At 68.8% G+C, this 20,948-nt stretch carries 16 protein-coding genes and 1 pseudogene; 13 read left to right on the plus strand and 4 right to left on the minus strand.

The window, feature by feature from the left end; genetic code table 11:
• The first annotated feature begins 13 nt into the window (after positions 1-13).
• Both ACFZCE_RS18805 and ACFZCE_RS18810 read left to right on the plus strand, forming a co-directional pair.
• Positions 14-1,069 (plus strand): efflux RND transporter periplasmic adaptor subunit, encoded by a 1,056-nt coding sequence (locus ACFZCE_RS18805; protein ID WP_390941741.1) that lies wholly within the window; start codon positions 14-16, stop codon positions 1,067-1,069.
• Positions 1,066-2,388, plus strand: a pseudogene (locus ACFZCE_RS18810) (efflux transporter outer membrane subunit); the annotation flags it as partial. The gene ACFZCE_RS18805 and the pseudogene ACFZCE_RS18810, both read left to right, overlap by 4 nt.
• Before the next feature lie 40 nt (positions 2,389-2,428).
• On the opposite strand, the gene ACFZCE_RS18815 reads toward ACFZCE_RS18810, so the two are convergent.
• The gene (locus ACFZCE_RS18815) at positions 2,429-3,349 is read right to left on the minus strand and encodes a LysR substrate-binding domain-containing protein (RefSeq protein WP_390941743.1); all 921 of its coding nucleotides are present in this window, start codon (positions 3,347-3,349) and stop codon (positions 2,429-2,431) included.
• 228 nt (positions 3,350-3,577) lie between these two features.
• Between ACFZCE_RS18815 and ACFZCE_RS18820 the strand changes: the two genes are divergently transcribed.
• Complete coding sequence (locus tag ACFZCE_RS18820) at positions 3,578-4,786, plus strand: sugar transporter (RefSeq protein ID WP_390941744.1); 1,209 nt, start codon at positions 3,578-3,580, stop codon at positions 4,784-4,786.
• On the opposite strand, the gene ACFZCE_RS18825 is transcribed toward ACFZCE_RS18820, so the two are convergent.
• Entirely contained in the window at positions 4,787-5,770 is a 984-nt protein-coding gene (locus ACFZCE_RS18825) for a helix-turn-helix domain-containing protein (protein ID WP_390941746.1), read from the minus strand. It abuts the gene before it with no gap.
• Positions 5,771-6,128: 358 nt separating this feature from the next.
• Positions 6,129-7,166, minus strand: a complete 1,038-nt coding sequence (locus tag ACFZCE_RS18830) for a substrate-binding domain-containing protein (RefSeq protein ID WP_390941748.1) — start codon at positions 7,164-7,166, stop codon at positions 6,129-6,131.
• A 144-nt stretch (positions 7,167-7,310) separates the two neighbouring features.
• On the opposite strand from ACFZCE_RS18830, the gene ACFZCE_RS18835 reads away from it, so the two are divergent.
• The 5 genes from ACFZCE_RS18835 (at position 7,311) to ACFZCE_RS18855 (ending at position 14,992) form a co-directional block, all read left to right on the plus strand.
• Positions 7,311-8,408 (plus strand): carboxynorspermidine decarboxylase, encoded by a 1,098-nt coding sequence (locus ACFZCE_RS18835; RefSeq protein WP_390941750.1) that lies wholly within the window; start codon positions 7,311-7,313, stop codon positions 8,406-8,408.
• 28 nt (positions 8,409-8,436) lie between these two features.
• Positions 8,437-9,681 carry a saccharopine dehydrogenase NADP-binding domain-containing protein gene (locus tag ACFZCE_RS18840; protein WP_390941752.1) on the plus strand — a complete coding sequence of 415 codons (1,245 nt, stop codon included), beginning with the start codon at positions 8,437-8,439 and terminating at the stop codon, positions 9,679-9,681.
• Between the two features lie 205 nt (positions 9,682-9,886).
• Positions 9,887-10,510: a translesion DNA synthesis-associated protein ImuA gene (imuA, locus tag ACFZCE_RS18845; protein ID WP_390941754.1), complete on the plus strand. Its 624-nt coding sequence runs from the start codon at positions 9,887-9,889 to the stop codon at positions 10,508-10,510.
• A 7-nt stretch (positions 10,511-10,517) separates the two neighbouring features.
• Positions 10,518-11,921 carry a Y-family DNA polymerase gene (locus ACFZCE_RS18850; protein ID WP_390941756.1) on the plus strand — a complete coding sequence of 468 codons (1,404 nt, stop codon included), beginning with the start codon at positions 10,518-10,520 and terminating at the stop codon, positions 11,919-11,921.
• Positions 11,918-14,992, plus strand: coding sequence for an error-prone DNA polymerase (locus ACFZCE_RS18855; RefSeq protein ID WP_390941758.1), 3,075 nt, complete (start codon positions 11,918-11,920; stop codon positions 14,990-14,992). Before ACFZCE_RS18850 ends, ACFZCE_RS18855 begins: the two co-directional genes overlap by 4 nt.
• A 238-nt stretch (positions 14,993-15,230) precedes the next feature.
• On the opposite strand, the gene yghU is transcribed toward ACFZCE_RS18855, so the two are convergent.
• Positions 15,231-16,067, minus strand: a complete 837-nt coding sequence (gene yghU, locus ACFZCE_RS18860) for a glutathione-dependent disulfide-bond oxidoreductase (protein ID WP_390941760.1) — start codon at positions 16,065-16,067, stop codon at positions 15,231-15,233.
• Positions 16,068-16,731: 664 nt separating this feature from the next.
• Here yghU and ACFZCE_RS18865 point away from each other — a divergent pair.
• Genes ACFZCE_RS18865 through ACFZCE_RS18885 form a run of 5 tightly spaced genes read left to right on the plus strand, consistent with a single transcriptional unit; the run spans position 16,732 to position 20,935 of the window.
• Positions 16,732-17,580, plus strand: a complete 849-nt coding sequence (locus tag ACFZCE_RS18865) for a transporter substrate-binding domain-containing protein (RefSeq protein WP_390941762.1) — start codon at positions 16,732-16,734, stop codon at positions 17,578-17,580.
• A gap of 11 nt (positions 17,581-17,591) precedes the next feature.
• Positions 17,592-18,248: an ABC transporter permease subunit gene (locus tag ACFZCE_RS18870; RefSeq protein ID WP_390941764.1), complete on the plus strand. Its 657-nt coding sequence runs from the start codon at positions 17,592-17,594 to the stop codon at positions 18,246-18,248.
• The gene (locus ACFZCE_RS18875) at positions 18,248-18,895 is read left to right on the plus strand and encodes an ABC transporter permease subunit (protein WP_390941767.1); all 648 of its coding nucleotides are present in this window, start codon (positions 18,248-18,250) and stop codon (positions 18,893-18,895) included. Before ACFZCE_RS18870 ends, ACFZCE_RS18875 begins: the two co-directional genes overlap by 1 nt.
• A gap of 4 nt (positions 18,896-18,899) precedes the next feature.
• A complete protein-coding gene (locus ACFZCE_RS18880) occupies positions 18,900-19,706 on the plus strand; it encodes an ATP-binding cassette domain-containing protein (RefSeq protein WP_390941769.1) in 807 nt (268 codons plus the stop codon).
• Complete coding sequence (locus tag ACFZCE_RS18885; protein ID WP_390941771.1) at positions 19,703-20,935, plus strand: hydantoinase/carbamoylase family amidase; 1,233 nt, start codon at positions 19,703-19,705, stop codon at positions 20,933-20,935. Before ACFZCE_RS18880 ends, ACFZCE_RS18885 begins: the two co-directional genes overlap by 4 nt.
• The last annotated feature ends 13 nt before the right edge of the window (positions 20,936-20,948 follow it).

Raw genomic sequence — 20,948 nt, forward strand, 5'->3', positions numbered from 1 at the left:
GTGAGCTGAAACCATGTTGTTAAAACCGCCTTACCGTTATGCAATACCCGCGCTGCTGGTGGCCGCTGTGCTCGGCGTTGGCCTGTGGCACCTGGTGGGCCCGGCCGGGCCCGAGCAAACCACCGACGACGCCTATGTACAGGCCGACTTCACCTGGGTCGCCGCCCGCCTGGCGGGCACCGTGGAGAGCGTACAGGTGGCCGACAACCAGCCGGTGCAAGCCGGGCAGTTGCTGGCCACCCTCGACCCGCGCGATTGGCGCGCCCAGGCCGCCAGTGCCCAGGCCCAGCTCGGCGCCGCCGAGGCCCGCCAAGCCACCGCCGAGGCGGCGCTGCTGCGCCAGGCCAGCCTGGTGGCCCAGGCCCGCGCCGCTGCCCAGGCTGACCAAGCCCAGGTGGCCCTGGCCGAGCAGGACCTGGCCCGTTACCAACATCTCGCCGCAGACGGCGCCGGCACCCTGCAGCGCCTGCAGCAAGCCCGCGCGGCATTGCCTCTGGCCCAGGCGCGGGAAGCCGAACACCGCGCCGCGCTGCGCGCCAGCGAACAGCAAACCGCGCTGTTGCAGGCCGAGCAACGGGCTGCCCAAGCCGGGCTGGAACAGGCCCAGGCCAACCTCGAGCAGGCGCGCTTGAACCTCTCCTACACCGAACTGCGCGCGCCCATCGCCGGCACCGTTGGCCGCCGCGCGTTGCGCGTGGGCGCGTACGTTAAACCCGGTGAACCGCTGCTGGCGGTGGTGCCGCTGGGCCAGGCCTATGTGGTAGCCAACTTCCAGGAAAACCAGCTCACCGCCGTGCAGCCCGGCCAACCGGTGCGCATCGAGGTCGATAGCTTTCCAGGCACCACGTTGAACGGGCATGTGCACAGCCTGGCCCCGGCCACCGGCGTGACCTTCGCCGCGGTGGCGCCCGACAACGCCACCGGCAACTTCACCAAGGTGGTGCAGCGCCTGCCGGTGAAAGTGCTGCTCGACCCCGGCCAGCCACTGGCCGGGCGGCTGAAGGTGGGCATGAGCGTGCAGGCCACCCTCGATACCCGCGCGGTCACCGCAACGGTGGGCAGCCGATGAAGCGCCTGGTCGTGATCACTGGCTGCCTGGCCGCTTTGGCCGGGTGCACCCTAGGCCCGGACTTCACCCCTCCGGCCGCGGCCTTGCCCGAGCAATGGCCGGCCACCGCGGCCGCCGGCCGAGTGCCCGAGGCCTGGCCGGGGCTGTTCGCCGACGCCCTGCTCAGCCAACTGATGGCCGAAGCGCTGGCGGGTAACCTGAACCTGCGCATGGCCACCGAGCGCTTACGCCAAAGCCGCGCCGCCAGCACCCTCGCCAGCGCCCAGGGCTGGCCACAGTGGGGCGTGGCCGCCGGCTACAGCCGCGCCCGCGGCTCGCAGCGCGGGCTGCAGGATATTTCCGGCTATGAAGGCGAGCGCGCCTACAGCGTGTGGAACGCGGGGCTCGAGGTGAGCTGGGAGCTTGACCTGTGGGGCCGCCTGCGGCGCCAGCGCGAAGCCGCCGCGGCGGCCGTCGAGGCCAGCGTGCAGGACACCCGCGCCGTGGCCCTGAGCCTGCAGGCCGAAGTGGCCCGGGATTACATCCGCCTGCGTGCCAGCCAGCAGGCGCTACGGGTGTTGCAGGGCAACCTGGGGTTGGCCGAGCGCACCCAGGCGCTGGCGCGGGCGCGGCATGCCCAGGGCGTCGCCAGCGAACTGGAAGTGGCCGAGGCCGAGGCCTTGCTGCAAGGCTTGCAGGCCCAGCTGCCGCTGCTCGAGCTGCAGCAGGGGCAATGGGCCAACGCCCTGGCGCTGGCCCTGGGGCAGCCACCGGCGGCGTTGCAGGCGCGCTTGGCCGGCGCCGCCGAGCTGCCGCGGGCGGCCCAGGCGCTGCCGGCCGGGCTGCCCAGCGAACTGGCGCGGCGCCGGCCAGACATCCTCCAGGCCGAGGCCCGCCTGCACAGCGCCACTGCGCGCGTCGGCATGGCCACGGCAGACTTCTACCCGCGCATCACCCTGGGCGGCCAAGCCGGCCTGCAAGCGCTGCAACTGCAGCACCTGGGCAGTTGGGCGGCGCGGCAGTTCAGCGCCGGCCCGGCGTTGCAATTGCCGTTGTTCGACGGCGGCCGCCGCCGGGGTGAACTGGCCCTGAGCGAGGCGGCGGCGCGTGAGGCCGGCTGGCAGTACCGGCAAACCGTGCTGCAGGCCTGGCACGAGGTGGACGACGCGCTGCTGGCCTGCGCCGCCCAGCAGCAGCGCGACCAGCGCCTGGCCGCGGCGGTGGCGGCCAGCGAGCGCGCCCTGGCGCTGGCCCAGGCACGCTACCGCGAAGGCGAGGCCGACCTGCTCGATGTGCAAACCCTGCAGCAGGCACGCCTGCAACGCCAGGGCGAGCAGGTGGCGAGCCAGGCCGCCAGCGCGCTGGCGCGGGTCGATCTGTTCAGGGCGTTGGGGGGAGGCTTGGGGCCTGCGCTACCTGCCGAACCAACTGGCGCAACCAGCGGTGCGCCGGGTCGTGATGCAGGCGCGGGTGCCAGGCCTGCTGCAGCGGCACCGACGGCAGCGCGAACGGCAGGTTGAACGGCCGCAGCGCCAACCCCAGCGGGGCGAGGGTGGCGAGCAAGGCCAGCGGCATGTTGGGCAGTACCAGGTCGGAGCCGGCCACCGCGAACAGCGCGGCATGGAAGGTCGGCACCACGTAGCGCACCTGGCGCGCCAGGCCCTCGGCGGCCAGGGCGGCATCCAGCGGGCCCTCGGCCAGGCCCCGGCGCGACACCGCGACGTGGTCGAAGGCGGCCAGCCGGGCGGCGCTGATCGGGTGCTCGAACAACGGGTGGCCGGCCCGGGCCACGCCGCTGAAGCCGCAGTCCACCAGGTGCTGCACTTTTATGTCTGGGCCGAAGCTGCGCGGCGAGCCAATCGCCAGGTCCAGGCTGCCATCGCCCAGCGGCGCGTGGTCCAGGTCGCTCTCGGGCAAAAAACGTAGCACCGCCTGCGGCGCTTGGGCGTTGAACTGCTGCAGCAAGGCGCCGCCCCAAGCGCCGATGAACACGTCGTTGGCGCGCAGGGTAAAGCCCCGGCGCAGGGTGGCCAGTTGCAGTTCGCGGCCCTCGGTGAACAGCCCGTGGGCCTGCTCGACCAGCCCGCGGGCCTGTTCGCGCAGGGCCAGGGCGCGTGGGGTGGGCACCAGGCCACGGCCGCTGCGCACCAGGATCGGGTCATCGAATACCTGGCGGATGCGCCCCAGGGTACGGCTCATGGCGGGCGCCGAGAGGTGCATGCGCCGCGCGGCGGCCGCCACCGAGCCTTCTTCAAGGAGAATGTGCAGGGCTACCAGCAGGTTAAGGTCGGGCAGGTTCATGGGCGCGCAGCATAGCGTAAAAACCGCCCGTCGCCAGGGCCGGGGTGGCGCCATTGTGACGCGGCCGTGCGCGGGCGTAGAATGCCCGCACATGCCGTACCCCCTGCTTGCATACCGATAATAATCCGCCCTGTTCACGTTGCGCCCAGCCCGCCAAGGCCCGGCGCGGCGTTGCCGTGCTTGGGTGGGTGGCCGGCGCAGACTCTGCCTTGTAAGGATCTACGACCGATGAGCACTACCCCCGCGCAAGCGCCTGCCGGCAGCTGGCTGTGCGTGATCGCCCTGGCCCTGGCCGCGTTCATTTTCAACACCACCGAATTCGTGCCGGTGGGCCTGCTCAGCGGCATCGCCGGCAGCTTCGACATGAGCGTGGCGCAAACCGGGCTGATGATCACCGTGTATGCCTGGATCGTCACGCTCACCTCATTGCCGCTGATGCTGCTGACCCGCAACGTCGAGCGGCGCCGCCTGCTGCTGGGGGTGTTCGCGCTGTTCGTGGCCGGCCATGGGCTCTCCAGCGTGGCCTGGAACTTCCCCGTGCTGCTGCTCAGCCGCCTGTTGATCGCCTTGAGCCACGCGGTGTTCTGGTCGATCACCGCGTCGCTGGCGGTGCGCGTGGCGCCGCCGGGGCGCTCGGTGCAGGCGCTGGGGCTGCTGGCCACCGGCACGTCGCTGGCGATGGTGCTGGGCATTCCACTGGGGCGCATCGTCGGCCAGTGGCTGGGCTGGCGGGTGACCTTCCTGTGCATCGGCGTGCTCGCCGGCGCGGTGGTGTTCTGGCTGTACCGCTCGCTGCCGCTGCTGCCGAGCCAGAACTCCGGCTCGCTGCAAAGCCTGCCCAAGCTGCTGCGCCGCCCTCCGTTGGTGGTCAGCTACGTGCTGGTGGCGCTGGTGGTCACCGGGCAGTTTACCGCCTACAGCTACATCGAGCCGTTCGTGGCCAACGTGGCCCATTTGAGCGAGCAGATGACCACCTTGCTGCTGCTGGTGTTCGGCGGCGCCGGGCTGTTCGGCTCGTTGATCTTCAGCCGCTGCAGCGACCGCTACCCGCGCGGGCTGATGATCGCCGCCATCAGCAGCCTGGCGCTGTGCCTGGCGCTGATGCTGCCGCTGGCTGGGGAGGCCTGGGCGCTGGGCACGTTGTACGTGTTCTGGGGCGCCTCGATCATGGTCTTCGGCCTGGTGATGCAGGCACGGGTGCTGTCGTTGGCGAGCGATGCCACCGACGTGGCGATGTCGCTGATGTCGGGCATCTACAACATCGGGATCGGTGGCGGGGCGCTGCTGGGCAGCGTGGTCATCAGCCAGATGGGCGTGGCCGGGGTGGGGGTGGTCGGCGCGCTGCTGGCGTTCCTCGCGCTGGGCCTGTGCGTGGGCGTGACCTTGCGCTTCGGCCATGGCGTGTACCTGCCGGCCGCGCCGAAAACCGAGGGCTGATCACAGCCCCAGGCGGGCTTCCTTCGACGGCGGGTAGCCGAAGTAGGCGGTGTAGCGTTTGCTGAAGTGGCTGGCCGAGACGAACCCGCAGGCGATCGCCACGTCGAGGATGGTCAGCTCCGAGTGCTGCAGCAGGCGCCGGCCCTCGGTGATGCGCAGCTCCAGGTAATAGCGCTGCGGGGTGGTGCCCAGTTGCTCCTTGAACAGCCGCTCGACCTGGCGCCGCGAGCGGCCCACGTAGTCGGCGAGTTGGTCCAGCTCCAGCGGCTCTTCGAGGTTGGCGTCCATCAGGTTGACCACCTCGCGCAGCGGCGCGGTCATCTTCACGTTCAGCGTGGGGTTCACCCGCCGGTAGCGCGAGGCTTCGAAGGCGAGGATGTCTTCGATGCCCTCCACCAGCGCGCGGCCGCGCAAGGTGCCGATCCATTCCAGGGTGAGGTAGAACGCCCCGCTGGGGCTGGCGGCGGTGAGCCGGTCGCGGTCGATCACGTAGCTTTCGCTGGTCACCTGGCTGGCCTTGGCGGTTTCGGCGAGGGCGGCGCGGTGCTCGGGGTGGATCGCGCAGCGGTAGCCGCCGAGCAGCCCGGCCTGGCCGAGAAACCACGCGCCGTTCCACAGCCCGGCCAGGGCCAGCCCGTGGCGCGCGGCGTCTTGCAGCAGGCGGTTGAGCTCGGCCAGCGGCCGCAGCGGCGTGCGCAGGCCGCCGCACACCACCAGCAGGTCGAAGGCGCTGAGGTCGAGGCTGGCGAGGTCGGCGTCGGGGCGGATCACCAGCCCCAGGTCGCTGGCGACTTCTTCGCCGCCGAGGCTGAAGGTGGTGGTGGAAAACGCCTCGGCTTCGAGCAGGTTGGCGGTGACCAGGGTGTCGAGCGCCTGGGTGAAGGCCGGCAGCGAGAAGTGCGTGAGCAGGATGAACCCGGCGCGCGCGTGGCGCGGCTCGGCTTTTTGCTGCTCGCTCAGGTAGCGCAGGTTCTTGCCCTTCATGCCACCACTGAATTGCCTGCGTTCGACCAATCTGTGCGCTCACCGGATGTTGTTATGCGGCGCATTCTAGGGGTGGCCTGCGGTGGCTGCCAGCGCGGCGAGGGGGCGATGGCGCAAAAGGCAATGGCGATGACGTTCGGGGTGTAGGGGCCGTTGCCCGGCTGAGCCGTGATGCTGTTCACTTAAGCCATTTCACGGCTTTATGGAAGGGATCAATCTGTGAGCTCTGTTGATTTTGTGCATGAGCTTCAGGGCCTATCGCCCGGCACAGCCGGCCTCCCACGGGTTCTGTGTTGCCTCGTAAATCAAGCACTTACAAAAATCTGGTGGGAGGCCGGCTGTGCCGGGCGATGGGCCCTCAGGTACTGGCGCGGTCGATCAGGCTGAAGCCGGTGTCGATCCGCACCGGCGGCAGGCCGGCGTCGCGGCCGTCGAAGCGGGCCAGCAAGGCCTTGGCTACCTCCTCGCCGATACGCCCGCCATCGACCCGTACCGTCGACAGCGGCGGGTGCACCTGGGCGGCGCTGGAGAGGTCGCCAAAGCCCATCACGGCGAGGTCCTGGGGCACCCGCAAGCCGCGGCTGGCGGCTTCGGCGAGCACGCCTTGGGCGATGGTGTCGGAGCTGCACACCACCACCCGCGGCGGTTGCGCGCGGGCCAGCAGGCGGCGCAAGCCTTCACGGCCGACCTCAAGGGTGGCCGGCGGGGTGATCGCCTCCAGCGGCGCCTCACCGCCGCCGCCGGCGCGCAACGCCGCCTGTACCGCCTGGCAGCGGCGCAGGCCGCGCGGGTCGGCCACGCTGATGATGCCAAAGCGTTGGTAACCCTTGGCCAGCAGGTGCTCGGCAATCGCCTGGCCGACCGCCTCGTGGGAGAACCCCACGAGCATGTCTAGCGGCGCCTCGGCGAGGTCCCAGGCCTCGACCACCGGCACCCCGGCCCGGGCCAGGCGCAGGCGGCTGGCTTCGGTGTGCAGGGTGCCGGTCAGCACGATGCCGTCGGGGCGCCGGCCGAGCACCGCCTCGAGGAGTTTTTCCTCGCGCTCGGCGGAGTAGCCGGTCAGGCCCAGCAAGGTTTGGTAACCGGCCACGGTGAGGCGGTCCATCAGCGCCTGCACGGTGTCGGCGAAGATCGAGTTGGCGATGGTCGGCAGGAAGATCGCCACCAGCCGGCTGCGATTGCTGGCCAGGCTGCCGGCCTGGGCGTTAGGCACGTAGCCGGTCTGCGCCACCGCCGCCAGCACCTTCTCGCGGGCCTTGTCGCTGACTACCTCTGGGCGGTGTAACGCGCGCGACACGGTGATCGGCGACACTCCGGCGACCTTGGCCACATCGATCAACGTCGGGGCGCCGGCCGGGTGGTGGGCGGCGGTGGGGGAACGGGGCTTTTTCGGCATGGCACGCGTGGCTAGGCTGGGGGAGCGCGCAGGGTATCAAAAAGCCCGCCCCTGATCAGAGAATCCCGCCCTTGCCCTTTCGATCGAGGCCAAGTGAAGGCACAATGCGCATCTTTTTTTGGCTGCCCGGCCGGAGGCCACGCCATGATCAAAACCCCGTACTACCTCATCGACAAACAAAAGCTGTTGGGCAACCTGGAGAAGATCGCCTACGTGCGCGAACACTCCGGGGCCAAGGCGCTGCTGGCGCTCAAGTGCTTTGCCACCTGGTCGGTGTTCGACCTGATGGAACAGTACATGGACGGCACCACGTCGTCGTCGTTGTACGAGCTCAAGCTCGGCCGGCAGAAGTTCGCCGGCGAAACCCACGCCTACAGCGTGGCCTGGGCCGATGACGAAATCCCCGAGATGCTCGAGAACTGCGACAAGATCATCTTCAACTCCATCGGCCAGTTGCAGCGCTACGCCGAGGCCAGCGAGGGCAAGACCCGCGGCCTGCGGGTCAACCCGCAGGTGAGCAGCTCGGACTACCTGCTGGCCGACCCGGCGCGCCCGTTCAGCCGCCTGGGCGAGTGGGACCCTGCCAAGATCGAAGCGGTGATCGAGCAGATCAGCGGCTTCATGTTCCATAACAACTGCGAGAACGGCGACTTCGCCCTGTTCGACAAGATGCTCGGGCACATCGAGCAGCGCTTCGGCCACCTGCTGCACCAGGTGCAATGGGTCAGCCTGGGCGGCGGTATTCACTTCACCGGCGAAGGCTATGCGCTCGAGGCGTTCTGCGCGCGGCTCAAGGCGTTCTCCGAGACCTACGGCGTGCAGGTGTACCTGGAGCCGGGCGAGGCGGCCATCACCCAGAGCGCTTCGCTGGAAGTGACCGTGCTCGACACCCTGTTCAACGGCAAGCACCTGGCCGTGGTCGACAGCTCGATCGAAGCGCACATGCTCGACCTGCTGATCTACCGCCTCAATGCCAAGATGGCGCCCAACGACGGTGAACACACCTACATGGTGTGCGGCAAGTCGTGCCTGGCCGGGGATATTTTCGGCGAATACCAATTCGACCGCCCACTGGCGATCGGCGACCGTTTGTCGTTCGTCGACGCGGCCGGTTACACCATGGTCAAGAAGAACTGGTTCAACGGCTTGAAGATGCCGGCCATCGTAGTGAAACAACTCGACGGTAGCGTCGAGGTCAAGCGTGAGTTCGGTTTTGCCGATTACCTGTCCAGCCTGTCGTAAGCTGGCGTATTAAGGAGAGCAAGAGAAATTGAAGAAGAACGTTCTTATCATTGGTGCAGGAGGTGTCGCCAAGGTGGTGGCCCACAAGTGCGCGCAGCATAACGACGAACTCGGTCGTATTGCCATCGCGTCGCGCAACATCTCCAAATGCCAGGCCATCATCGACAGCGTCAAGGCCAAGGGCAGCCTCAAGCAGCCCGCCAGCATCCAGGCCTTCGCGCTCAATGCACTGGATGTAGAGGCGACCAAAGCCCTGATCCGCGAAACCGAATCGCAGATCGTGATCAACGTCGGCTCGGCGTTTTTGAACATGTCGGTGCTGCGTGCCTGCATCGATACCGGCGTGGCCTACCTGGACACCGCCATTCACGAAGAACCGGGCAAAGTGTGCGAAACGCCGCCCTGGTACGGCAACTACGAGTGGAAACACCTCGAGGAATGCCAACAGAAGAACGTCACCGCGATCCTGGGCGTAGGCTTTGACCCGGGTGTGGTCAACGCGTATGCAGCGCTGGCGCAACAACAGTATTTCGACCGCATTGAGTCGATCGACATTCTCGACGTCAATGCCGGGTCACACGGCAAATATTTCGCCACCAACTTCGACCCGGAAATCAACTTCCGCGAATTTACCGGGCAAGTGTGGAGCTGGCAGAACAACCAGTGGGCGAGCAACCGCATGTTCGAGGTCAAGCGCACCGACGACCTGCCGGTGGTGGGCGCGCAGAACCTGTACCTCACCGGCCACGACGAAGTGCACTCGCTGTCGAAGAACCTCGACGTGCCCAACGTGCGCTTCTGGATGAGTTTCGGTGAGCACTACATCAACGTCTTCACCGTGCTGAAGAACCTTGGCCTGCTCAGCGAAAAACCGGTCAAGACCGCCGAAGGCCTTGAAGTGGTGCCGCTCAAGGTGGTCAAGGCCGTGCTGCCCGACCCCGCTTCGCTGGCCCCGGGCTACACCGGCAAAACCTGCATCGGCGACCTGGTCAAGGGCACCAAGGCTGGCCAGCCGCGCGAGGTGTTCATCTACAACGTGGCCGACCACGAAGAAGCCTACGCCGAGACCGACAGCCAGGGTATTTCCTACACCGCCGGTGTACCGCCGGTGGCCGCGGCCCTGTTGGTGGCCCGTGGCGTGTGGGACGTGCAACGCATGGCCAACGTCGAAGAACTGCCGGCTGAGCCGTTCCTCAAGGCGCTGGATGTGATGGGCCTGCCCACCCGCATCAAGGACGAGCACGGCGACCGCGCCTGGGACGCCCAGGCTTGAGCCGCGCCGCTGTGTAGCACCCTGAACCCCGGCCCATTGGCCGGGGTTTTTCGTTGGGCACCCGGGTACCGAACAGCGCGCGCAGCCGCCACCATTGGGCAGAGACTGGCAAAATAACTGGTCATCCATACAGTTATTCGGTCAGAATACCGCCCAAGCCCCTATTGCCCAGTATCCCTATGCCTATGTTCTACGGAGCCCGCCCATGAGCCTGGCGCGGGTCAACCTCAACGGCCTGCTCGACCAGCGCCGCGTCTGGCGCGGGCGCGCGGTGCAGGCCCCCTCGGCCGAGGCAGCGCAGCCGACCGGGCATGCCGCGCTCGACGCCTGCTTGCCCGCTGGCGGCTGGCCGCCGGCGGCCCTCACCGAGCTGCTGCTGGCCGCCCCGGGTTGTGGCGAGCTGCAACTGCTGTGGCCGAGCCTGGCGCGGTTGACCGCCGAGGGCGAGCGGGTGGTGCTGGTGGCGCCGCCGTGGGTGCCGTACCCCCAGGCTTGGCAGGCCGCAGGGGTGGTGCTCGAACACCTGAGCTGGGTGCGCGCCAGCGCCAAGGAAGCGCTGTGGGCCACCGAGCAGTGCCTGCGCTCGGGCAGTTGCGGGGCGGTGCTGTGCTGGCCCGGCCAGGCCGACGACCGCGCGCTGCGGCGCCTGCAGGTGGCGGCGGAAACCGGCCACACCCTGGCCTTCGCCCTGCGCGATCAACAGGCCGCGCTGAACCCCTCGCCGGCCGCGTTGCGCCTGGCGATAGACGCCCAGCCGGCGCAATGGCGGGTGCTCAAGTGCCGTGGCGGGCGCGCGCCGGCGCAGCCGATCGCCTGGCCGGCGGCCTGAGGCGCGTATGCTCTGGGCCTGCATCCTGTTCCCGCAACTGGCGCTCGATGGCGTGCTGCGCGGCTGCGCCGACCCTGGGCGGCCGTTGGTGCTGCTCGGTGGGCCGCCGCAGCGGCGCGTGCTGAAGGCGGTCAACACCCCGGCGCGGGCGCTGGGCCTGCGCCCGGGGCAGGCGCTGAGCACCGCCCAGGCCCTGGCCGAGGGCTTCGACAGCGCCGAGCACTGCCCGGCCAGCATCGCCCAGGCCGAGCAGTTGCTGGCCGCCTGGGGCTATGGTTTCAGCGCCCAGGTGAGCCTGCATTACCCGCGTGCGCTGCTGCTGGAGGTGGGCTCGAGCCTGAGCCTGTTCGGCCCCTGGCCGCGCTTTGCCGCGCGCTTGCACGAAGAGTTGAACGCACTGGGCTTCGGCCGGCGCATTACCCTGGCGCCAAACCCGGTGGCAGCGCGGGTGCTGGCCAACCTGCACGCCGGCATCGAGGTGACCGAGCCGGGCGCCCTCGAACCGCTGCTGCAGGCCTTGCCGATCGACCGCGCCGGGCTCAGCCGCGAGCACGCCGCCAGCTGCCAGCGCATGGGCCTGCGTAAGCTGGGGCAACTGTTGGCGCTGCCGCGCCAGCAGGTGGCGCGGCGCTTTCCGGCGGAGTTGTTGCTGCACCTCGACCGCCTGCGCGGGCTGGCGCCACTGGCCCTGGGCTTTTACCAGCCACCGGAGCGCTTCGCCGCGCGGTTGGAGCTGAACTACGACGTCGAGAACACCCAGGCGCTGTTGTTCCCGGTGCGCCGCCTGCTGGCGGATTTGGCCGCCTTCGTGCTGGCCCGCGACGGCGGCGTGCAGCGTTTCGTGCTGCAGTTGGAGCACGCCGAGGGCCCGCCTACCGAGGTGCCGGTCGGGCTGCTGGCGCCAGAGCGCGATGCCGAGCGGCTGTTCGAGCTGGCCCGTGGCCGGCTGGAACCGGTGCAGGTGCCGCGGCCGGTGCGCAGCCTGCGCCTGCTGGCCGAGCAGTTGCCGCCGTTCGTGCCCGGCCACCATGAATTGTTCGCCGCCCGGCCACAGCAGCAGCAACCCTGGGAGCAACTGCGCGAGCGCCTGCGCGCGCGGCTGGGCGATGACGCGGTGAGCGGGCTGGGCTATGCCGCCGACCACCGCCCCGAGCAGGCCTGGTGCCTGGTGCCCGGCGCGCAGGCCCAGCCGGCTGGCGCGCGGCCCGGCTGGTTGCTGCCCCAGGCCCAGCCGTTCAGCGGGCCCTGGGCGGCGCAGGCCGGCCCGGAGCGGGTGGAAAGCGGCTGGTGGGACGGTGGCGATGTGCGCCGCGATTATTACCGCGTGCGCTTGCCCGACGGCCGCCTGGCCTGGGCCTACCGTAACCTTGCCGAGCCGGCGCCGCTGTGGCTGCAAGGGTGGTTCGGGTGAGCGCCGGCTACGCCGAGCTGCACTGCCTGTCGGCGTTCAGCTTCCAGCGCGGCGCCTCCACCGCCGCCGAGCTGTTCAGTCGCGCCGCGGCGCTGGGCTACCAGGCCCTGGCGATCACCGACGAATGCACCCTGGCCGGCATCGTTCGCGCCTGGGAAGCGGCCCAGGCCGCCGGGGTGGCGCTGATCGTCGGCAGCGAAATGGCGGTCGAGCAGGGCCCGCGCTGCGTGCTGCTGGCCGAGAGCCTGGCCGGCTACCAGGCGCTGTGCCAAATGATCACCCTGGCCCGGCGCCGCGCCGGCAAGGGCCAGTACCGGCTGCTGCGCGAAGACTTCAGCCAGGCCCAGGGGCTGTTGGCGCTGTGGCTGCCCGGCCCGCTGCCGAACCTGGCCCATGGGCATTGGCTCAAGGGCGTGTTCGGCGCCAACCTGTGGTTGGCGGTGGAGCTGCACCGCGGCGCCGACGATGCCCTCTGGCTGGCGCGCTGGCGCCAGGCCGCCGCGGCGCTGGGCATCCGCTGCGTGGCCAGCGGCGATGTGCACATGCATGCCCGTGGCCGCCGCGCCCTGCAAGACACCCTCACCGCGATCCGCCACCACACCACCGTGGCCGAGGCTGGCCAGCGCCTGTTCGCCAACGGCGAGCGCCACCTGCGCCCGCGCGAGCAACTGTTACCGCTGTATGGCCGCGAGCTGCTCGACGAGGCACTGGCCATCGCCGCGCGCTGCCGCTTCAGCCTGGCCGAGTTGCGCTACCAGTACCCCCGCGAATTGGTGCCCGAGGGCCACAGCCCGGCCAGTTGGCTGCGCCAGCTCACCGCCGAGGGCGCGCGGCGGATCTGGGGCAGCCCTGGCAACGTGCCCACCGCGCAGCTCGAACGCGAGTTGGAGGTGATCATCGACCTGGGCTACGAGCCGTACTTCCTGACCGTGTACGACATCGTCCGCTTTGCCCGCGAGCGCCACATCCTCTGCCAGGGCCGGGGCTCGGCGGCCAACTCGGCGGTGTGCTTCGCCCTGGGCATCACCGCCATCGACCCGAGCCAAAGCTCGCTGCTGTTCGAGCGCTTCATCAGCCGCGAGCGCAATGAGCCGCCCGACATCGACGTCGATTTCGAGCACGAGCGCCGCGAAGAGGTGATCCAGTACATCTTCCAGCGCTACGGCCGCCAGCGCGCCGCGCTGACTGCTGTGGCCAGCAGCTACCAGGGCCGCGGCGCCCTGCGCGACGTGGCCAAGGCGCTGGGCCTGGGGCCCGATGAGGTCACCGCCCTGGCCGGTTGTGCCAGCCGCTATGGCGATGAGCTGCCCAGCCCGGAACGCCTGCGCGAGGCCGGTTTCGACCCGGCCAGCCCGGCGTTGCACCGGGTGCTGGTGCTCACCGCCGAGCTGGTGGGCTTCCCCCGGCATTTGTCGCAGCACCCGGGCGGCTTCGTGATCAGCGAGCAGCCGCTGCACAGCCTGGTGCCGGTGGAAAACGCCGCGATGGCCGAGCGCACGGTGATCCAGTGGGACAAAGACGACCTCGACAAGGTCGGCCTGCTCAAGGTCGACGTGCTCGCCCTGGGTATGCTCAGTTGCCTGCGCCGCTGCTTTGCCCTGCGCCAGCAATGGCGCGGCGGCCCGCGCATGGGCCTGGTAGACATCCCGGCCGATTGCCAGGCCACCTACGCGATGCTCGGCAAGGCCGACACGGTGGGGGTGTTCCAGATCGAATCACGGGCGCAGATGGCCATGCTGCCGCGCTTGCGGCCCAAGGAGTTCTACGATCTGGTGATCCAGGTGGCGATCGTGCGGCCGGGGCCGATCCAGGGCGACATGGTCCACCCGTACCTGCGCCGCCGCCATGGCGAGGAGGAGGTGAGCTACCCGAGCAAAGCGTTGGAGGCCGTGTTCAAGCGCACCCTGGGCGTGCCGTTGTTTCAGGAACAGGTGATGCAACTGGCGATCGTCGCCGCCGACTACAGCCCCGGCGAGGCCGACCAGTTGCGCCGCAGCATGGCCGCCTGGAAGCGCCACGGCGGGCTGGAGCCGCACCAGCTGCGGCTGCGCGAGGGCATGCTGCGCAACGGTTACAGCGAGGACTTCGCCGCGCGCATCTTCGAGCAGATCAAAGGCTTTGGCAGCTATGGCTTCCCGGAGTCCCACGCGGCCAGCTTCGCCTTGCTGTGTTACGCCAGCGCCTGGCTCAAATGCCATGAACCGGCAATCTTCGCCTGCGCGCTGATCAACAGCTGGCCGATGGGCTTCTACAGCCCCGATCAGGTGCTGCAGGACGCCCGCCGCCATGGCATTCAAACCCACCCGGTCGATGTGCGCCACAGCGCCTGGGACTGCTCGCTCGAGGCCAGCGGTGGTGAACAGCCGGCGATTCGCCTGGGCCTGCGGATGATCCGCGGCTTCAACGAAGCGGCCGCCCAGGCAATCGTAGCGGCGCGCCAGGCCGGGCCGTTCGCCGATGTGGCGGAGCTGGCCGAGCGCAGCGGCCTCGACGCCCGCGCCCGCGAACTGCTGGCCGACGCCGGGGCCTTGCGCGGGCTGGCCGGGCACCGCTTTCGCGCGCGCTGGGAAGTCGCCAGCGTGCAGCGGCAACTGCCGCTGTTCGCCGGCCTGCCCAGCCAGGTTGAAGCGCCGGTGGTGTTGCCGGTGCCAACGGTGGGCGAAGAGCTACACGCCGATTACGCCAGCGTCGGCACTACCCTCGGCCCGCACCCGCTGGCGCTACTGCGCCGGGCGCTGGGCAAGTGGCGCTGCCGCGCCTCGCGCGAACTGGGCCTACTCGAGCATGGCCAGCCGGTGAACGTGTGCGGGCTGGTCACCGGCCGGCAACGCCCCGGCACCGCCAGTGGGGTGACGTTCGTAACCCTGGAAGACGAATTCGGCATGATCAACGTGGTGGTGTGGCTCGACCTTGCCCAGCGCCAGCGGCGGGTGCTGGTAGGGGCCAGGTTGATGCAGGTGCAGGGCCGGCTGGAGCGCAAGGGCGAGGTGATCCATGTGATCGCCCGCAACCTGCTGGACATGAGTGGCTTGCTGGATGGGCTGGATGTGCGCAGCCGGGATTTCCGCTAGGGGTTGAGGGGCCTTCGCCCAGCTGTGCCGTAATGCTGTTCACTTAAGCCATTCAGGGTTTCATGGAGGGGATCAATCTGTGAGCCCTGTTGATTTTGTGCATGAGCTTCAGGGCCTATCGCCCGGCACAGCCGGAGTGCCGGACCACGGCCTCCCACCAGATTTGTATTGCCTCGGAAATCAAGGACAACACAGACCTAGTGGGAGGCCGGCTGTGCCGGGCGAAGGCCTGAGCGCTTTACTTGAAGTCAGCCGCCGAATGCCGCTCAGGCACCTGGGTCGCTTCATCCCCCCAGGTACGGTTCACCCGCTGGCCACGCACCACTGCCGGGCGCTGGGCGATCAGGTCGGCCCAGCGTTGCACGTGGGTGTACTCATGCACCGACAAAAACGCCGCCGCGTTGTACAGGTCACCGCGTACCAGCTTGCCGTACCACGACCAGATGGCGATGTCGGCGATGCTGTACTCGGCGCCCGCCATGTAGGGGCGCTGCGCCAGGTGCTGGTCGAGCACGTCGAGCTGGCGCTTGGTTTCCATGGCGTAGCGGTTGATCGGGTACTCCAGCTTCTCCGGCGCGTACACATAGAAGTGGCCAAAGCCACCCCCCACGAACGGCGCCGAGCCCATCTGCCAGAACAGCCAGCTCAGCGCTTCGGTGCGCGCCAGCGGGTCGCTCGGCAGCAACTCGCCGAAGGCCTCGGCCAGGTACAAAAGGATCGCCCCGGATTCGAACACCCGTACCGGCTCGGCGCCGCGGCGGTCGATCAGGGCCGGGATCTTCGAGTTCGGGTTGGCGGCGACGAAGCCCGAGCCGAACTGGTCGCCGTTGCCGATGCGGATCAGCCAGGCGTCGTACTCGGCGCCGTGGTGGCCGCGCTCGAGCAGTTCCTCGAGCATGATCGTGACCTTGATCCCATTCGGGGTGGCCAGCGAATACAGCTGGAACGGGTGCTCACCCACCGGCAGCGGCGCCTCATGGGTGGCGCCGGCCACCGGGCGGTTGGTGCTGGAGAACTGGCCGGCGTCCTTGGAGGGTTCGGTCCAGACGGCGGGCGGGGTGTAGGTGTCGGTCATGGCAGCCTCGGGCAAACGGAAAAGGGCAGGGGTCTTGGTGTGACCTCGAACGGGGGTGACAGTGCGCCGGGCCAAACAGCGGCACGGCGCTGGGCTAGGGATTAAAGCGCTCTGGGGTGGGGGCTGGCAACAAGGGATGGCGGCGAGTGGTTGCCGTGTGTTTCTTTCGACCAAGAACAGGTTACAGGGCCATTCGCCCGGCCTAGCCGTAATGCTGCTCACTTAGGCAATCAAAGCACTCAATCGAGGGTAAAAAAGCCCTTATTTTTATAGGTTATTTACTGCGCGCGTGGCCTGACTGGCCCATCGCCCGGCACAGCCGGAGTGCCGGACCACGGCCTCCCACCAAATTTTTGTAAGCCTATGATTTTAAGGTAAATACATGACCCGTGGGAGGCCGGCTGTGCCGGGCGATGGGCCAGTCAGGTCGTGCACTCGGTAAACCACCGGGAGAAGTCTGGGCTTTTCACCCTACCACCCCCGTCACGCACCCTTCCAGCCCCCAAAATACCTCTCGCGCACCCCTCTGGTGCATTTTCCTCGCCTGAAATCTATTCAAGCTACTTGAATTCAAGGCTTCCCCGCCTTGGCACGCATCATGCTTTTATCACCTCATTCAAGTTACTTGAATATAAATCTTGCCATTCAAGGGGAGGCTCCACCGATGAAGCATCACGCACTCAAGGCCCTTTCACTGTCGCTGGCCGCGCTGTTGGCCTCGTCCCTGGCCCAGGCCGACGACCTGCTGCAGCGGATCAAGGCCGACCACCAGATCGTGGTCGCCACCGAAGCGCGCTTTGCGCCGTTCGAGTCGGTGGAGAACGGCAAGATCGTCGGCTACGGCGCCGACCTGATGCACTACGTGCTCGATGCCGACCTGCCGGGGGTCAAGCTGCAGCAGCTCGACCTGCCGTTCCAGGGCATTCTGCCGGGGCTGGATTCGAAAAAATTCGACTTCGTGGTCACCTCGGTCACGGTGAACAAGGCGCGCTTCGAGCAGTTCGCCTTTACCGTGCCGATTGCTGAATCCACCGTGGCGCTGCTCAAGCGCGGCAACGACGCCAGCATCAACAGCCTCGATGACTTGAGCGGCAAGGTGGTCGGTTCCCAGGCCGGCTCCGGGCAGTTGGCGGTACTGCAGGCGTTCGACGCCAAGCTCAAGGCCGAGGGCAAGCCGGGGCTCAAGCAGATCAAGGAATACGTGGGCTTCGATGAGGCCTACGCCGACCTCGCCACCGGCCGCCTCGATGGCGTGGCGCAGTCGCTGTCGAACCTGGGGCCGTTGATCAAGGCGCGCCCGGGGGTGTTCGCGACCCTGCCGCAGATGGTCGGGCCGACCACTTACTTCGGCTGGGTGGGGCGTAAAGGCGAAGACAGCGCCAGCCTGGTCAAGCTGTTCAGCGACGGCATCGCCCGCGCCAGTGCCGACGGCACCCTGGCCCGCCTGCAGCAGAAGTGGTTCGGCTTCACCATGGCCTTGCCCACCGACGCCATGCCCGTGCCGAGCATCTGAGTAGCCTTGCGATGAACGACTTCAGCACGCGCCTGGCGCTGTACCTGCCGGCCCTGTTCAGCGGCGCCCTGACCACCCTGTGGCTGTGCGCGGCGGGCATGCTGCTGGGCTTTGCCGTCGGCGTGCTGCTGTATGCCCTGGGCAACAGCCGCCAGCCTGGCGCGGTGGCCTTCGCCCGGGTGTACGTGAGTTTCTTCCGTGGCACACCGATGCTCGCGCAGTTGCTGCTGCTGTTCTACCTGCCTTCGGCCCTGGGCCTGGACGTGCCGCCGCTGGTGGCGGCCGCCCTGGCCCTGGCGCTGAACACCGGCGCCTACCAGTCGCAGATCCTGCGCAGCGGCTTTGCCGCGATCCCGCCGGGGCAGCTCGAGGCGGCGGCGGTGTTCTCCATCGGCCGCTGGCCCACCCTGCTGCACATTCAATTGCCTCAGGTACTGCGCCTGACCTTGCCAGCGTTGGTCAGCGAGCTGATCGACGTGATCAAGGTGTCGGCGGTGGTGTCGGTGATTTCCATCACTGACCTGACCCGCGTGAGCCAGCAACTGGTGGCGCAAACCTACCGGCCGCTGGAGGTTTACCTGGTCAGCGCGGTGTTTTACCTGGCCCTGACCAGCCTGCTCAGCGTGCTGGGCCGGCTGCTCGAACGGCGTTGGCAGGAGCGCGGATGATGAACACCCTGATTGCATGCTTGCCCGCTTTCGCCGAGGCGATGTGGGTGACCCTCTACGTGAGCCTGGCCGCGGCGCTGCTCGGCCTGCTGCTCGGCTTTGCCCTGCACGCGCTGCGCCTGGGCGTGCCGCGGCTGGCCGCGGTGTACCACCTGTATGTGTGGGTGATCCGCGGCACGCCGTTCCTGGCGCAACTGGCGCTGGTGTACTTCGGCCTGCCGGCGCTGGGCCTGCAGTTGGACGCCGTGCCGGCGAGCATCCTCGCCTTGGGCGTGTACAGCGCGGCGTACTTCGCCGAACTGTTTCGCAGCGCCTGGGCCAGCGTGCCGGCGGGGCAGATCGAAGCCGCGCGGGTGCATGGGTTGTCGGCGCGCCAGGCGTTCTGGCACATCCAGGCGCCGCAAGCGCTGGCCTTCGCCCTGCCGTTGTTGGGCAACCAGGTGATGCTGACCCTCAAGGAAAGCGCGGTGACCTCGCTGGTCACCGTGCCGGAATTGACCCTCACCGCCGGGCGCATCGTCTCGACCACTTTCTCCTATGTCGTGCCCTACGCGCTGCTGGTGCTGTGCTACTGGCTGCTGACCGTCGCGGTCGGCGCCATTGCCCAGGCACTGGGGCGCCGCGCGACCCGTTACCTCAGAGGCTGATGCGATGAGCACGCTCCCCCTTCTGGAACTGCGCAACGTGGGCAAGGCCTACGGCACCCACCGGGTGCTCGAAGGCTTCAACCTGGCGGTGCGCCCCGGCGAAATCGTTTCGCTGATCGGCCCTTCGGGCTCGGGCAAGACCACCGCGCTGCGCTGCATGAATTTTCTCGAAACCTACGATCAGGGCGAAATCTGGATCGACGGCCAATTGCTCGGCTACAGCGGCCCCGGGCGCACCCCGGCCGACCGCGACAGCCCGGCGCAGATCGACGCGGTGCGCCGGCCGCTGGCGATGGTGTTCCAGCAGTTCAACCTGTGGCCACACATGACCGTGCGCGAGAACGTGATGGCGCCGCTGCTGTTGGGCAAGCGCCTGGCCCGCGCCGAGGCCGCCGCCCAGGCCGACGCGGCGCTGGCGCGGGTGGGCATGGCGGCCAAGGCCGCGGCTTACCCGGCGCGGCTGTCCGGCGGCCAGCAGCAGCGGGTGGGCATCGCCCGCGCGCTGGCGCTCAAGCCGCGGCTGATGCTGCTCGACGAGCCCACCTCGGCGCTCGACCCCGAGCTGGTGGAGGAGGTGCTGCAGGTGGTGCGCTCGTTAGCCGAGGAGGGCATGACCATGGTCATGGTCACCCATGAGATGAGCTTCGCCGCGCAGATTTCCAGCCAGGTGGTGTTCATGGAGGCCGGGCGCATCGTCGAGACCGGCGCGCCCGGGCCGATGTTCCAGGCCCCCGCCACCGACCGCCTGCGCAGCTTTTTGGCGCCCTGGTTCAACCGCAGCCTGGTGCCGCGCACCGAGGAGGTAAAATGAACGCCACCACCGCACTGCACGCGATCAACGCTGAGCGCCTGCACGGCCTGCTCACCAGCCTGGCGCGCTTTGGCGCCTTGCCCGGCGGCGGCATGGACCGCCAGGCGCTTTCCGAGGAAGACTTCCAGGCCCGCGCCTGGTTGCTCGAGCAGGCCCAGGCGCTGGGCTGCGAGCTGTACACCGACGCCTGCGCCAACCTGTTCATCCGCCGCCCCGGGCGTGAAGCCCTGGCACCGGTGATGACCGGCAGCCACATCGACACCCAGCCCAGCGGCGGCACCCTCGACGGCTGCTACGGGGTGATGGCGGGCCTGGAGTGCCTGCACGCCCTCAACGAGGCGGGCATCGAGACCCGCCGGCCAATCGAGCTGGTGGTCTGGACCAATGAGGAAGGCAGCCGCTTCAGCCCCGGCGCGATGGGCTCGAGCGCCTATGTGCAGCCCGAGCGCCTGGCCACCTACCGCGAGCACCTTGACCGTTCCGGCATCAGCGTAGGCCAGGCACTGGACGCCCACGCCGCGCGGTTCGCCGCGCTGGCGCAGCGCGCGGCGATTCCCGCCCATGCCTTTGTCGAGCTGCACATCGAGCAGGGCCCGGTGCTGGAGCAGGCCGGCGTGCCGCTGGGGGTGGTCAGTGGCATCCAGGGCGTGCGCTGGTACCAGCTCACCTGCCACGGCGCCGCGGCCCACGCCGGCACCACGCCGATGCCGATGCGCCGCGATGCCATGCGCCTGGCCATGGCCAGCGCGCAGCGCATCGAAGCCCTGGCCGAAGGCCTGGCCGGCGCCGAGCTGCGGCTGACTTTCGGGCGCTGGAACGTGCACCCCAACGCGATCAACACGATTGCCGGGCAGGTGAGTTTCAGCGTGGATTTTCGCCATGCCGACCCGGCCGTGCTGGCCGCCTTCGACGCCCAGCTACCGGCATGCCTGGCCGATAACGTAAGCCTCGAGCCGTTGTTCAGCCATGCGCCCACCGCCTTTGCCCCGGCGTTGCTCGAGGTGCTCGAGCAGGCCTGCCAGGCCACTGGCCTGGCCCACCTGCCGCTGCGCTCCGGTGCCTTTCACGACGCCATGTACCTGGCCGGGCATTGCCCCACGGCGATGCTGTTCGTGCCCAGCCGCGGCGGCATCAGCCACAACCCGGCCGAATTCACCGAGCCCGCGCACCTGGAGGCCGGCGCCCGCGCCTTGGCCTATGCCCTGGTCGCGCTGGCCGACCAACCCTGAACCAAGGAACCCA

This window comes from Pseudomonas sp. NPDC007930 (assembly GCF_042958985.1).
Lineage (GTDB): Bacteria > Pseudomonadota > Gammaproteobacteria > Pseudomonadales > Pseudomonadaceae > Aquipseudomonas.

Coding starts and splice junctions, on each gene's coding strand:
- ACFZCE_RS18885 (WP_390941771.1), top strand. CDS start 19,703: ATGAACGCCACCACCGCACTGCACGCGATCAACGCTGAGCGCCTGCAC.
- ACFZCE_RS18820 (WP_390941744.1), top strand. CDS start 3,578: ATGAGCACTACCCCCGCGCAAGCGCCTGCCGGCAGCTGGCTGTGCGTG.
- ACFZCE_RS18875 (WP_390941767.1), top strand. CDS start 18,248: ATGAACACCCTGATTGCATGCTTGCCCGCTTTCGCCGAGGCGATGTGG.
- ACFZCE_RS18850 (WP_390941756.1), top strand. CDS start 10,518: ATGCTCTGGGCCTGCATCCTGTTCCCGCAACTGGCGCTCGATGGCGTG.
- ACFZCE_RS18870 (WP_390941764.1), top strand. CDS start 17,592: ATGAACGACTTCAGCACGCGCCTGGCGCTGTACCTGCCGGCCCTGTTC.
- yghU (WP_390941760.1), bottom strand. CDS start 16,067: ATGACCGACACCTACACCCCGCCCGCCGTCTGGACCGAACCCTCCAAG.
- ACFZCE_RS18830 (WP_390941748.1), bottom strand. CDS start 7,166: ATGCCGAAAAAGCCCCGTTCCCCCACCGCCGCCCACCACCCGGCCGGC.
- ACFZCE_RS18835 (WP_390941750.1), top strand. CDS start 7,311: ATGATCAAAACCCCGTACTACCTCATCGACAAACAAAAGCTGTTGGGC.
- ACFZCE_RS18815 (WP_390941743.1), bottom strand. CDS start 3,349: ATGAACCTGCCCGACCTTAACCTGCTGGTAGCCCTGCACATTCTCCTT.
- imuA (WP_390941754.1), top strand. CDS start 9,887: ATGAGCCTGGCGCGGGTCAACCTCAACGGCCTGCTCGACCAGCGCCGC.
- ACFZCE_RS18865 (WP_390941762.1), top strand. CDS start 16,732: ATGAAGCATCACGCACTCAAGGCCCTTTCACTGTCGCTGGCCGCGCTG.
- ACFZCE_RS18825 (WP_390941746.1), bottom strand. CDS start 5,770: ATGAAGGGCAAGAACCTGCGCTACCTGAGCGAGCAGCAAAAAGCCGAG.
- ACFZCE_RS18805 (WP_390941741.1), top strand. CDS start 14: ATGTTGTTAAAACCGCCTTACCGTTATGCAATACCCGCGCTGCTGGTG.
- ACFZCE_RS18880 (WP_390941769.1), top strand. CDS start 18,900: ATGAGCACGCTCCCCCTTCTGGAACTGCGCAACGTGGGCAAGGCCTAC.